General features: G+C 51.6%; 15 protein-coding genes. 13 read left to right on the top strand and 2 right to left on the bottom strand.

What is annotated here, in order from left to right; genetic code table 11:
* Positions 1–75: 75 nt before the first annotated feature.
* From DW949_RS08740 to DW949_RS08720, 5 genes are all read left to right on the top strand, one after another.
* On the top strand, positions 76–384 hold the full coding sequence (locus DW949_RS08740; protein WP_118022851.1) for a VRR-NUC domain-containing protein: 309 nt from the start codon (positions 76–78) through the stop codon (positions 382–384).
* Positions 381–1,751 (top strand): DEAD/DEAH box helicase, encoded by a 1,371-nt coding sequence (locus DW949_RS08735; RefSeq protein ID WP_118022850.1) that lies wholly within the window; start codon positions 381–383, stop codon positions 1,749–1,751. Before DW949_RS08740 ends, DW949_RS08735 begins: the two co-directional genes overlap by 4 nt.
* The gene (locus DW949_RS08730) at positions 1,748–2,197 is read left to right on the top strand and encodes a hypothetical protein (RefSeq protein WP_118022849.1); all 450 of its coding nucleotides are present in this window, start codon (positions 1,748–1,750) and stop codon (positions 2,195–2,197) included. The genes DW949_RS08735 and DW949_RS08730 overlap by 4 nt, the downstream gene beginning before the upstream one ends.
* 81 nt (positions 2,198–2,278) lie before the next feature.
* A complete protein-coding gene (locus tag DW949_RS08725; RefSeq protein WP_147349053.1) occupies positions 2,279–2,554 on the top strand; it encodes a hypothetical protein in 276 nt (91 codons plus the stop codon).
* Positions 2,555–2,585: 31 nt separating this feature from the next.
* Entirely contained in the window at positions 2,586–2,945 is a 360-nt protein-coding gene (locus DW949_RS08720) for an HNH endonuclease (protein WP_118022847.1), read from the top strand.
* Here the strand turns inward: DW949_RS08720 and DW949_RS08715 are convergent.
* Positions 2,942–3,304, bottom strand: a complete 363-nt coding sequence (locus DW949_RS08715; protein ID WP_118022846.1) for a hypothetical protein — start codon at positions 3,302–3,304, stop codon at positions 2,942–2,944. The two genes, DW949_RS08720 and DW949_RS08715, sit on opposite strands and share 4 nt — an antisense overlap.
* A gap of 330 nt (positions 3,305–3,634) precedes the next feature.
* On the opposite strand from DW949_RS08715, the gene DW949_RS08710 reads away from it, so the two are divergent.
* The 7 genes from DW949_RS08710 (at position 3,635) to DW949_RS08680 (ending at position 9,906) form a co-directional block, all read left to right on the top strand.
* On the top strand, positions 3,635–3,874 hold the full coding sequence (locus tag DW949_RS08710) for a hypothetical protein (protein ID WP_118022845.1): 240 nt from the start codon (positions 3,635–3,637) through the stop codon (positions 3,872–3,874).
* Positions 3,825–5,048 carry a site-specific DNA-methyltransferase gene (locus tag DW949_RS08705; RefSeq protein WP_118022844.1) on the top strand — a complete coding sequence of 408 codons (1,224 nt, stop codon included), beginning with the start codon at positions 3,825–3,827 and terminating at the stop codon, positions 5,046–5,048. The genes DW949_RS08710 and DW949_RS08705 overlap by 50 nt, the downstream gene beginning before the upstream one ends.
* 61 nt (positions 5,049–5,109) lie before the next feature.
* Positions 5,110–5,973 (top strand): hypothetical protein, encoded by an 864-nt coding sequence (locus DW949_RS08700; RefSeq protein WP_118022843.1) that lies wholly within the window; start codon positions 5,110–5,112, stop codon positions 5,971–5,973.
* Positions 5,974–6,080: 107 nt separating this feature from the next.
* Positions 6,081–6,983, top strand: a complete 903-nt coding sequence (locus DW949_RS08695; protein WP_118022842.1) for an amidoligase family protein — start codon at positions 6,081–6,083, stop codon at positions 6,981–6,983.
* A gap of 76 nt (positions 6,984–7,059) precedes the next feature.
* On the top strand, positions 7,060–7,671 hold the full coding sequence (locus DW949_RS08690; protein ID WP_118022841.1) for a DUF4314 domain-containing protein: 612 nt from the start codon (positions 7,060–7,062) through the stop codon (positions 7,669–7,671).
* Positions 7,672–7,837: 166 nt separating this feature from the next.
* Positions 7,838–8,308, top strand: coding sequence for a phage terminase small subunit P27 family (locus DW949_RS08685; protein ID WP_026385613.1), 471 nt, complete (start codon positions 7,838–7,840; stop codon positions 8,306–8,308).
* 35 nt (positions 8,309–8,343) lie between these two features.
* Positions 8,344–9,906, top strand: a complete 1,563-nt coding sequence (locus DW949_RS08680; RefSeq protein WP_118022916.1) for a terminase large subunit — start codon at positions 8,344–8,346, stop codon at positions 9,904–9,906.
* A 59-nt stretch (positions 9,907–9,965) separates the two neighbouring features.
* Here DW949_RS08680 and DW949_RS08675 read toward each other — a convergent pair whose 3' ends face one another.
* Positions 9,966–10,529 (bottom strand): hypothetical protein, encoded by a 564-nt coding sequence (locus tag DW949_RS08675; RefSeq protein WP_147349052.1) that lies wholly within the window; start codon positions 10,527–10,529, stop codon positions 9,966–9,968.
* A gap of 229 nt (positions 10,530–10,758) precedes the next feature.
* On the opposite strand from DW949_RS08675, the gene DW949_RS08670 reads away from it, so the two are divergent.
* The gene (locus tag DW949_RS08670) at positions 10,759–12,003 is read left to right on the top strand and encodes a phage portal protein (RefSeq protein ID WP_118022839.1); all 1,245 of its coding nucleotides are present in this window, start codon (positions 10,759–10,761) and stop codon (positions 12,001–12,003) included.
* The last annotated feature ends 60 nt before the right edge of the window (positions 12,004–12,063 follow it).

Genomic DNA, 12,063 nt, shown 5'->3' with positions numbered 1-12,063 from the left:
GTTTTTTAGAGAAAAAACACATATAGAAAAGTTTAGGTTTGGGGCGTCACCGTCCGTCACAGAAAGGAGAAATTCATGCGGGAACGCACAACAGAAATCAAATTAGTGATGGAAACCAGGAAACGTGGGGGCATGGCATTGAAGTTTATTTCGCCGTCATACAGCGGCATGCCTGACCGGTTAGTACTTTTGCCGGATGGAATAATGGCTTTTGTAGAAGTGAAAGCACCGGGGCGGAAGCCAAGGCCTCTGCAAAATAGCCGCCATGCCATGCTTCGTAAAATGGGGTTCCCGGTTTTCGTCCTGGACAATCCAGAGAATATTCCTGGGATGCTGGATGGATTGGCACACATGAAGGAAAGGAAAGGAGGCGGTGCCAGATGAAGTTTCTGCCGCATGATTATCAGAAATACGCCATTGAATACATCAAGTCCCATCCAGTTACGGCCCTGTTCCTGGACATGGGCCTTGGCAAGACGGTAACGACGCTGACAGCCATCCGCGATTTGATGTACGATTCCTTCGAAATCAAACATGTACTGGTCGTGGCGCCACTTCGGGTGGCGAGAGATACCTGGCCGGAAGAAATCCGAAAATGGGACCATCTGAAAGAACTTACCTGCAGTGTGGTTGTGGGAACCGTGGCAGAACGGCGGCGGGCCTTGCAGCAGGAAGCGGATATCTATATCGTGAACCGGGAGAACCTGGCCTGGCTGTATCAGAACAGCCGCCTGGATTTCGATATGGTCGTCCTGGACGAGCTGTCGAGTTTCAAAAACGCCCAGTCCAAACGGTTCAAGGCCATGAAAGCTATGCGCCCTAAAGTGAAGCGCATCGTCGGCCTTACAGGTACGCCCAGCGGCAACGGGCTGATGGATCTCTGGGCCGAGTTCCGGCTGCTGGACATGGGGAAAAGGCTCGGGCAGTATATCAGCCAGTACAGGAACCTGTATTTCAAACCAGACAAGCGCAACGGCATGGTGGTATTTTCCTACAAACCTCTGCTGGGAGCGGAAGAAGTCATTTATCATCAGATTTCAGATATCACCGTGTCCATGAAAGCGAACGATTATCTGAAGATGCCGGAGCTGGTGAGCGTAGCGAAAGAGGTCAAGCTGAACGAAATGGAAAAGAAACGTTACGACGAACTGAAGCAGTCCCTGGTATTGGAGCTTCCAGGCGGCGAAGTCACAGTCGCCAATGCCGCGTCGCTTACTATGAAACTTTCGCAGATGGCGAATGGCGCCATTTACACAGATGACAAGAATGTCGTGAATATCCATGACCGGAAGCTGGATGCCCTGGAAGATCTGGTGGAAAGCGCTAACGGGCAGCCAGTCCTGGTGGTGTACTGGTTCAAGCACGATAAGGAACGCATCCAGAAGCGCATGGAGGCCAGAGAGCTGAAGGAATCGCAGGACTTTGCCGACTGGAATGCCGGCAGGATTCCCGTGGCCCTGATTCATCCGGCCTCTGCCGGACATGGGCTGAACCTGCAGCAGGGCGGCTCTATCCTGATATGGTTCGGCCTGACCTGGAGCCTGGAATTGTATCAGCAAACCGACGCTCGGCTTTGGAGGCAGGGGCAGAAGAGCCGTACGGTCATCATACAGCACATCGTGGCCAAGGGCACGATTGATGAGCGCATCCTGAAAGTATTGGAACACAAAGACGGAACCCAGGCCGCACTGATTGACGCGGTGAAAGCTGACCTGGGGATGACGGAACCAGGAAACGGGGGTATACTATGAAGCGGGAAACAGAAGGAGAAGAGAAGCGTATGGAAGCAAAAGCGTATCTGGAACAGGCACGAAATATCAATATCCAGATAGACAGCAAGCTGGAGCAGGTATCCGCCTTGCGGCAGCTGGCTATCAAGGCGTCATCGACACTCAGCCCGGTGCCGCCGAGCGGGACGCCAGACCCGCACCGGCTGGAAAAGACCATCACCCGCATGATGGATATGGAGCATGAAGTGGATGAGGACATCGACCGTCTGGTGGAACTCAAGGCAGACATCATGAAGGCTATCAGCCGGGTGCCGGACGACCGGGAACGGGTCGTCCTGGAACTCCGCTACCTGGCCTTCAAAGACTGGGCATCCATTGCCGATGCCCTCGGGCTTCATATCCGCCAGGTGTACCGCCTGCATGACGAAGCCCTGAAACACATCGAGATTTCTGGCGAATGTCACTGAATGTCACTAAAGCAGCACTTGATGTCACTGGCTTCTGTAAGATATACTATAATCAGCAAAAAAAGAATGAAGGACCGAGGCTTGAACGCCATCGGTCCTTTTTTGATGCAGGAAAATAAAAGAAAGAACCTATCAGTAACTCCAGCGCAAGCTGCTGAAAACAGCGGCGGCATTCTGGCCATAGACAGGTTCTCTCTTGGCGGCAAAGGCTATGCTGGTATCTCAGGAACCAGAATCTTCTGCAGCAGCCCTCGGCACTCCCGCCGTCAACATATCCTTTGCCTGAAGAACACGGGATTTGCTGTGGGAGTACTCCTGTCACTAGCAAGCCAGACTGTTCTTGTAATCTTAGTATAACAGGTTTGTGCAGAGGAAGGAAGAATACCCTATGCCAAGAAGACCGCAGACACCGTGCAAGTATCCAGGATGCCCAAGGCTGGTGCCGTATGGGAAAAAATATTGTGACGAACATGAACAGCAATGCCAGGGCGAACGGAAGAACGCGATGCTGCGTGGCTACGGGAGAGAGTGGCAGAAAGCCAGGAAGTTCTTCCTGAAGCGTCACCCCTGGTGTGTCCGATGCAAAGAGAAAGGACGGCTCGTCCCGGCAACCGTCGTGGATCATATCCAGCCACATCGCGGCGACCCGGATTTGTTCTGGGATGAGAAGAACTGGCAGCCTTTGTGCAAGAGTTGCCATGACCACAAGACGATGACCGAAGATAGATATTGGAAATACAAATATTAATGCCACCAAATAAATTTATATACACTTTCAATCATCGAATTTTTGGGAATAGGAATCCAAGGATAATTAGTAACATTTCTAGTTTTTATCAATTTACCGTTTTTGTCATAAATTGAATAGATTCGAATTGCAAAAGTTTTATGATTTCGGTTTAATAACAAATAGTTAACATCATAGTTTCCATTAGCATGTAAGACTTTTGACCATAAAACCCCGAAATCGGATAGAGTTTTTATACTATCCTTATCAATATAATATTGGGAATTATCTGATGTTTTACCTAAATAAAGCCAGTTTGAAGCAAAGCACGGTGATGCTAAACAGAAGATAAATATCAATGATAAAAAAATCTTTTTCATTTTTAGTTCGCCTCCTATATATGACAAAATTTTGCAATAAATACTAGTAGCATAGATAACAAACAATATATTTAATGCGCCACTCTTCAAATAGTAATTTATATTCAATGTATATTATTTTATCTTATAATAACATGAATGTTTTGATAAAGGAAAGCCCGAGGGGTATGCAAATCTCTGCAGCCCTTCCGTCCATGACCGCCGCCCCCTCAAACGGAAAAAACCGCGAAATTCATAAGGGGGGATATAAGGACGGTCTTCAACCGAATATCAGGCAGCTCCAGGCTTATGGCTCGGGGATTTTTTATTGCTAGGAAGAAGGGAAACTTCATGAATGACTGCCAGCGCAGGCAGATTGAAACCATGCGGAGACAGGGGATGGGGTACAAGGCCATCGCCCGGGAAACGAAGCTGTCACGGGACAGCGTGCGGAATTATTGCCGCTGGCATCATCTGAACGGATACGGAGCCGCCATCGCTGCGGCATCCAGAAAGGAAACAGTGTATGAAGACATCGGATATGGAATGGAAAGTCCTGCCCATCGGGCAGCTGAAGCCTGCGGCATATAACCCCAGGAAGCAGCTGAAGCCCGGTGACAAGGAATATGAGAAGATCAAGAACTCCATCCAGGAGTTCGGCTATGTGGAACCCGTCATTGTCAACTACGACATGACCGTCATCGGCGGACATCAGCGCCTGACAGTGCTGAAAGAACTGGATTATGAAGAAGTCCAGTGCGTGGTCGTCCATATCGAAGACGAATACAAGGTCAAGGCCCTCAATATCGCGCTCAATAAAATCACCGGCGCCTGGAACGAACAGCTCCTGGCCGACCTCATCGTGGATTTGCAGAGCGTCGATTTCAATGTAGACCTGACGGGTTTCGAGGCACCAGAAGTGGAGCAGCTCTTTTCCAAAGTCCACAACAAGAAAGTGAGAGAAGATGACTTCGATGTGGACGGAGAACTGGAACAGCCGGCTATGGCCAAGGCAGGAGATATATGGCTCCTGGGGGAACACCGCGTCATCTGCGGCGATGCTACGCTGCCGGAGACCTACACACAGCTGATGGACGGCAAGAAAGCAAATCTGGTGCTGACGGATCCTCCGTACAATGTGGATGTGGAAGAAACGGCCGGGAAAATCAAGAACGACAATATGCCGGACGATAAATTTTATCAGTTCCTGTTCAGCGCCTTCGTCAACATGGAGCAGAACATGGAACGGGATGCATCCATCTATGTGTTCCACGCCGATACGCAGGGGCTGAACTTCCGCAAGGCCTTCAAGGACGCAGGCTTCTACCTGTCCGGTTGCTGCATCTGGAAGAAGAACGCCCTGGTCCTGGGCCGCAGTCCGTACCAGTGGCAGCACGAGCCGTGCCTGTTCGGCTGGAAGCTGAACGGGAAACACCAGTGGTATTCCGACCGCAAACAGACAACCATCTGGGAATATGACCGTCCGAAAGCCAGCAAGGAACATCCGACCATGAAGCCCGTGGCGCTCATGGCCTATCCTATACAGAACTCGTCCATGAGCCACTGCATCGTCCTGGACCCGTTCCTCGGATCCGGCTCCACGCTCATGGCCTGCCAGCAGACGGACCGCATCTGTTATGGCATCGAGCTGGACGAGAAGTTCGTCGATGTTATCGTGAAGCGGTATATCAGCGAGTGCGGGGATGAAGGTGTGTTTGTACTGCGTGAAAATGAGAAAATTCCTTATGATAAAGTGCAGAAATAACTTGCTATTATTGGCGTTCAGAGTGATATATGTACTAGCAAAACAAGGAGGTACATAGACCATGACAATCCAGACGAACCTGAACGACCGCAAGGAACTGGCCAGAAAGCTGATTCCTTTCAACCATAACGAAAAGCTTCATTACACCGGGACGCCGGCCTTTGCCTACGAAGGGCAGGGCTTCCGCATCCTTCGCAGCGGCGATATCGAATGCGATGATGAAAAGACAGAAGCCGCTATCACAGCTTTCCTGCAGGAAGCAGGCATTCTTCCGCAGCCGGAGCCGGCAGAAGGAACGGGAACCGAAGTGTCGCAAGAGCGATTGCAGCAGGATGAAACGCCAGGATTGGAAGCACTGCCGCAGACGGAAACGGAGCCGGATATGATGGAAATTAAGGTTTCCCTTGATGGCATGGACGGTGCGCAGCTACGCAACCTGGTCTTCATGCTTCATGCCCAGCAGTACCTGCTGAACCGGGCCGCGGGGCACGAAAACATCCATGTGCCGGACAGGTTGGTGGAAGACCTGAAAGAAGAACCCGGTACAGACAGGACGTCCTTCTTTGCCATCTATCAGAACTACAGCAAGGAAGGACGGGGTTTCCTGATTGCCGTAGATACGGTGACGTTCTGCATTGCCGCTACGGGCAATGCCGTGAAGAACCGCGCCCTGATTGAACTGGCGGCCTTCATGGTCAGCGCAGCGAAAAAGGCGAAACGGGTCCAGTCCGCCACACGGAAGCCGGAAAACGAGAAGTACTACCTGCGGATGTGGCTCCTGCGCATCGGAATGGGAACCAAAGCCAGCCACGAATCGCGCATGGCCCTGCTGAAAGGCCTGAACGGATGGAGCGCCTTCCGCACGGAAGAAGAAGCCATGGCTCATGCCAAAAAGCAGAAGGAACGCCGGCATCCGAACCTGTAAACTTTCGATTTAATTCATAATTATTCTCAATATTACTTGCTATTGTGTGCCTTTAGAGTGATATATAGTGTACCGAAAGAACACACGCACACATAGAAAGGACAGAGATGATTATGAAAACACTGCACTTTGGAATCGAAATGGAAATGACTGGGATTACGAGAAGCCGGGCTGCCAGCCTCATGGCCCACTTCTTCGGAACGGAAAGCCGGCACGAAGGCGGAGCCTACGATACCTACACCGCAAGGGATGAACAGGGGCGGAAATGGAAGGCTATGAACGACTCCAGCCTGATTCCTCAGAAGAAGGTGAACGGCAATATTACAGATGCTTCCAGTTTCTACCGTACAGAAGTGGTCAGCCCCATCCTTTCCTACGAAGACATCCCGAAGCTGCAGGAACTGGTGCGGATGCTCCGCAAGGCCGGTGCCTTTGCCAACAAGTCCTGCGGCATCCACATCCATGTCGGGGCCGAACGGTTCACCGCCAAGACCCTGCGGAACCTGGTGAACATCATGGCGAGTAAGGAAGAGATGATTTACCGCGCCCTCCAGATCAACCCCTCACGGGAAAGCCGGTACTGCCGGAAGACAAACTCCACTTTCCTGAAGGACCTCAATCGGAAAAAGCCGGACACCCTGGACGGCATCGCCGACCTCTGGTATCAGGAAGTACCCTACGGACGGAATCATCATTACAACAGCACCCGCTACCACGGGCTGAACCTGCACGCCACCTTCACCAAAGGGACCGTCGAGTTCCGGCTTTTCAATGGGACACTCCACGCCGGAGAAATCAAGGCATACATACAGTTCTGCCTGGCCGTCGTCCATCAGGCCCTCGCGCAGAAGAAAGCCTCGGCACGGAAAACCGAAACGGACAATGAGAAATACGCCTTCCGATGCTGGATGCTCCGGCTCGGACTCATCGGCGACGAATTCAAGACCTGCCGCCTCCACTTCCTCAAACACCTCACGGGCAATTCCGCATGGCGCAATGCCGCCGCTTGAAGGGGATAGCCTTAGGGGCAGCTTCGGCTGCCCTTGGGGTAGTAGAAGGGCAATCCCTTCAGAAAGGATGAGAGCGATGAAACAAAGAATCTACATTGCCTACGGCAGCAACATGAGTGAAGTACAGATGGCAAGACGGTGTCCTGACGCCGTTCTTTCAGGGACGGGCCGAATCCGGGGCTATGAACTCCTCTTCAAAGGTTCCTTGACAGGATGTTACGCCACGATCGAGAAGAAGGCGGATGCCTTCGTGCCGGTTGTTTTCTGGTGCATTTCTCCGGCGGATGAACGGCGGCTCGATGCCTATGAAGGTTTCCCGCGGTTCTACTACAAAAAAGAAGTGGATGTGGAAACAGATGAAGGCATCCTCAGCGGCCTTGTGTACATCATGCACGAAGACCGGCGGTTCGGCATCCCGGAAGACTGGTACTACCAGAACATGGAGCGGGATTACCGCAAATTCGGTTTCGACCTGTCCGTCCTGCGGGCCGGGCTGCGGCACAGCCGGGAACGGATGGAAGAAACGCGGGTGCGACTTATCTCCATGGATGACAGGCAGGCCCCGCCCAGGGGAACAGAAGGCACCGTCCAGTTCGTCGATGATGCCGGGACCATCCATGTACAGTGGGATACGGGCAGCAGTCTCGGGCTGATACCCGGAGCTGATGAATGGGAAGTCATCGAATAAGATGCATAAATATCGGATAGGCAGTCAGCGTCGAACTGTTCGAAGACAATGGCCACGCCATCGAATGGGTCATGAAGAATTAAAAAAGAGAACCAGAGGGGAACGCAGATGCGGTCCCCTCTGTCGTACAGCCCGCAAGGGCTTTTTTATTGGGAGGTGAGCGCCATTGGCTGTACGAGGAAGAAAACCGAAGCCGACGGCGCTCAAGGTGCTGGAAGGCAATCCCGGCCATCGTCCCCTCAATAAGAAGGAACCCATGCCAAAGGGACGGCTCCCTCGCTGCCCGGACTGGCTGGAATACGATGCCAAGAAAGAATGGAAGCGGCTGGGGAAAGTCCTCGCTGAGATGGGGATGCTGACCAATCTGGATATGATGGCCTTTGCCGGGTACTGCCAGGCATATGCCCGATGGAAAGGAGCGGAAGAGTTCATCACCCAGCATGGGGATATGGTGCGGACGCCGAACGGCTACCTGCAGCAGGTACCGCAGGTATCAATTGCCCAGACGAACCTCAAGATCATGCTGAAATTCTGTGAGCAGTTTGGCCTGACCCCGTCAGCCCGGAGCCGCATGATTGGGGAAGAAAACGGGGCAGAAAAAGAAACGGATGAAATGGAACTGCTGTTAAGGGGGTGACAAGTTTGGCATTTGTATATAAGCCGTCAGCGTTCATGCTGCCGGATTCCCATTACGACAAGGACAAGGCCGACAGGGCGGTTGCCTTCATCGAGCATCTCTGTCATACCAAAGGCAAATGGGCCGGGCAGCCGTTCTTGCTCCTGCCGTGGCAGGAACAGATTGTGCGTGATCTCTTCGGCATCGTCAAGGAAAACGGGAAACGGCAGTTCCTGACGGCCTATATAGAGATTCCAAAGAAGAACGGGAAAAGCGAGCTGGCTGCAGCCATCGCCCTGTACCTTCTTTATGCCGATAACGAGCCGAGTGCCGAAGTGTATGGTGCGGCCTGTGACCGCAACCAGGCTTCCATTGTCTTTGATGTGGCACGGCAGATGGTCGAGATGAGTCCGGCCCTGATGCGCCGCTCCAAGATACGGACGGCGGGCAAGCGCATCATCAATTATCGCAACGCCGGGTTCTACCAGGTGCTGTCGGCGGAAACCGGGACCAAACACGGACTCAATGTGTCGGGCCTGGTCTTTGACGAAATCCACGCCCAGCCGAACCGCAAGCTCTATGATGTCCTGACCAAGGGCTCCGGCGATGCCCGGGAGCAGCCGCTCTTCTTCATCATCACGACGGCGGGCAACGACAAGAACAGTATCTGCTATGAGCTGCACACAAAGGCCCTTGACTTGATGGCGGGCCGAAAGAAAGACTACACCTTTTACCCCGTTGTCTATGGCCTGGAAGGGGAAGCGGACTGGACAGATGAAGCCAACTGGTACAAATCGAATCCTTCCCTTGGCCACACCATCCAGATCGACCGCGTCCGGGAAGCGTACCAGAACGCTATCGAGAATCCGGCCGAGGAGAATGTGTTCAAACAACTCAGATTGAATATCTGGACTTCGGCCAGCATCCGCTGGATACCGGAACAGGTCTACGATAAGGGGAATCTCCCCATTGACCTGGATTCCCTGCGGGGGCGGATGTGCTACGGCGGGCTGGACTTGTCCAGCACATCGGATATCACGGCCCTGGTACTGGCCTTCCCGCCCCGGACGGAAGAGGAAAAATATATCCTGCTGCCATTCTTCTGGCTGCCGGAAGACACACTGGAACTTCGCTGCCGACGTGACCATGTCCTCTACGACGTCTGGCAGAAGCAGGGTTTCATCCAGACGACGGAAGGAAACGTCATCCATTACGGCTTTATCGAGAAGTTCATCGAACGCCTGGGGGAAACGTACTACATCCGGGAAATCGCCTATGACCGCTGGAACGCCACCCAGATGGTGCAGAATCTTGAGGACATGGGCTTTACCATGGTGCCTTTCGGCCAGGGGTTCAAGGATATGTCGCCGCCGTCGAAGGAGCTGTTCAAGCTTCTGATGGAAGGGAATATCAACCATGGCGGCAATCCCGTCCTCAAATGGATGGCTGGCAACGTCGTCATGCGCCAGGACCCTGCGGGGAACATCAAACCGGACAAAGAAAAATCCGTCGAAAAGATCGACGGAATCGTGGCGTCCATCATGGCACTGGATCGGGCCATCCGTAATGGAATGGGCGGGAACAGTATTTATGACGAACGAGGGATTATTGCATTTTAGAGTAGTTTCACTCGTCATAAAGCCATGATTTTCAGTTTAAGGCATAAAGGTTAATAGATCTAGAAAATATCGTGCTTTGTTTCAGGACCCGATTCTCTTAAGATTGTCCATCCATCAGGAACTTTATACTCAGTCAGCATAGTTATAAATTCATTTTTTAGTGTTTCGCCGCACTTTGTGAATTCTGTTATGTGCTCCCGCATGAATTGCTTATCTAACTTAATGTATTTCGCGTTAGAAAGATTCATGTTTTCATATTTTTTCTCAAACTCAGCTTCTACGGCTATACCTTGCGGGCTGGCTATTTCTGAAAAGCATGGATATTGGAAAGGAAAATCCGGATGATGAAGTAATTCACTGAAAAATTTTTCAAATACATACATTAAGTAGGCAACGGGCATTTCCTGATGTAGCTCTGTACCATACTGTAAGCCGCTATTCCAATTTGAAATCTTTACGGTAAAGAGTACCGAATCATCTAAGTTTTCATTACTATAGTCGCTGATTTTGATGGAAAACTTTTCAGTTCCTGCTTCAATGAAAAAATCGTACGGTTTGTGGTGTCTTAGTGCATTGTATGTTTGAACCATGCTTGGAACAACTATCCTCCAGACATTCATCAAAGGAAACTTTTGTATAAGTACACGGCGGCTGAAAGAAAAGAATTGTCATATAACCATAGGTAAGATCATCAATCTTGAAATAGCCATACGTGTATTTAAACTCTAATAATTCTTCCTTTGTCATATTTGATCACCCTCCGTCACTATGGGAAACTTTTCATTTTTGAAAAATCAGATATCCGACGAATCTATTATAACAATCACTTGGTTTATTAGGAAGGAGTGGATTATGAGCATCTTTTCCAAACTGTTTCATACCAGGGATAAGCCACAAAACTATTACACCGGGACGGATATGCATTACCTGTTTGGACGTTCATCCAGTGGTAAGCAGGTCAATGAGTTCACAGCCATGCAGACAACGGCAGTCTATGCCTGCGTCCGCATCCTGGCGGAAACCCTGGCAGCCCTGCCGCTCCAGCTGTACCGTTACACGCCTGGCGGCAAGGAGCGGGTCTATGACCATCCGCTGTACCATCTGCTCCATGATGAGCCGAACCCGGAGATGACCTCGTTCATCTTCCGGGAAACGCTCATGAGCCATCTGCTCATCTGGGGCAATGCCTACGCCCAGATCATCCGTGACCGCCTGGGGCGGGTGCAGGGACTATACCCGCTCAGGCCGGACAAGATGACCGTCTGCCGGGATGAACGGGGAAAGATTTTCTATCTGTATACCAAGACAGGAGACGAGAATCCGAACATCAAGCCGTATGGGCAAGTGGCACTCCAGAAGGAAGAAGTGCTGCATATCCCCGGCCTGGGATTTGACGGCCTGGTCGGTTATTCGCCGATTGCCATGGCACGCAATGCCGTGGGCATGACTATGGCCTGCGAGGAATACGGTGCCTCTTTCTTTGCCAACGGGGCCAGCCCCAGCGGGGTGCTGGAGCATCCGGGCGTTCTGAAGGACCCGGCCAAAGTCCGGGACTCCTGGAATGCCGTCTATCGGGGGAGTGCCAATGCCCATAAGGTGGCTGTGCTGGAAGAAGGCATGAAGTACCAGCAAATCGGCATCCCGCCGGAAGAAGCACAGTTCCTGGAAACGCGGAAATTCCAGCTCAACGAAATCGCAAGGCTCTACCGCATCCCGCCGCACATGATCGGGGACCTGGAGAAAAGTTCCTTCAATAATATTGAGCAGCAGTCCATGGAATTTGTGAAATATACGCTAGACCCGTGGGTCATCCGCTGGGAGCAGGCCATGCAGAAAGCCCTGTTCCTGCCGGAAGAGAAGAAGCAGTATTTCCTCAAGTTCAACGTCAACGGCCTGATGCGCGGCGATTATGAGAGCCGCATGACCGGTTACAGCATCGGCCGGCAGAATGGCTGGCTGTCCGCCAACGACATCCGGGAACTGGAAGACATGAATCCCGTGCCGGATGAAGAAGGCGGCAATCTGTACCTCGTGAACGGCAGCATGACCAAGCTCAAGGATGCTGGGGCTTTTATAAATAAAGGAGAAGCTGATTAAAATATTTGAATTTGTATCCGCTTCTTGTATAATCCCATCTTTGACACTTTTAAAATAAAA

Source organism: Megasphaera sp. AM44-1BH (genome assembly GCF_003467125.1).
Classification (GTDB): Bacteria; Bacillota; Negativicutes; order Veillonellales; family Megasphaeraceae; genus Megasphaera.
Note: the sequence above shows the minus strand (reverse complement) of the source record. Positions and strands in the feature narration are given on the sequence as shown.

Excerpts from the sequence above, each read along its gene's own strand:
- DW949_RS08740 (WP_118022851.1), top strand. The coding sequence starts at position 76 with ATGCGGGAACGCACAACAGAAATCAAATTAGTGATGGAAACCAGGAAA.
- DW949_RS08735 (WP_118022850.1), top strand. The coding sequence starts at position 381 with ATGAAGTTTCTGCCGCATGATTATCAGAAATACGCCATTGAATACATC.
- DW949_RS08730 (WP_118022849.1), top strand. The coding sequence starts at position 1,748 with ATGAAGCGGGAAACAGAAGGAGAAGAGAAGCGTATGGAAGCAAAAGCG.
- DW949_RS08720 (WP_118022847.1), top strand. The coding sequence starts at position 2,586 with ATGCCAAGAAGACCGCAGACACCGTGCAAGTATCCAGGATGCCCAAGG.
- DW949_RS08715 (WP_118022846.1), bottom strand. The coding sequence starts at position 3,304 with ATGAAAAAGATTTTTTTATCATTGATATTTATCTTCTGTTTAGCATCA.
- DW949_RS08710 (WP_118022845.1), top strand. The coding sequence starts at position 3,635 with ATGAATGACTGCCAGCGCAGGCAGATTGAAACCATGCGGAGACAGGGG.
- DW949_RS08705 (WP_118022844.1), top strand. The coding sequence starts at position 3,825 with ATGGAATGGAAAGTCCTGCCCATCGGGCAGCTGAAGCCTGCGGCATAT.
- DW949_RS08700 (WP_118022843.1), top strand. The coding sequence starts at position 5,110 with ATGACAATCCAGACGAACCTGAACGACCGCAAGGAACTGGCCAGAAAG.
- DW949_RS08695 (WP_118022842.1), top strand. The coding sequence starts at position 6,081 with ATGATTATGAAAACACTGCACTTTGGAATCGAAATGGAAATGACTGGG.
- DW949_RS08690 (WP_118022841.1), top strand. The coding sequence starts at position 7,060 with ATGAAACAAAGAATCTACATTGCCTACGGCAGCAACATGAGTGAAGTA.
- DW949_RS08680 (WP_118022916.1), top strand. The coding sequence starts at position 8,344 with ATGCTGCCGGATTCCCATTACGACAAGGACAAGGCCGACAGGGCGGTT.
- DW949_RS08670 (WP_118022839.1), top strand. The coding sequence starts at position 10,759 with ATGAGCATCTTTTCCAAACTGTTTCATACCAGGGATAAGCCACAAAAC.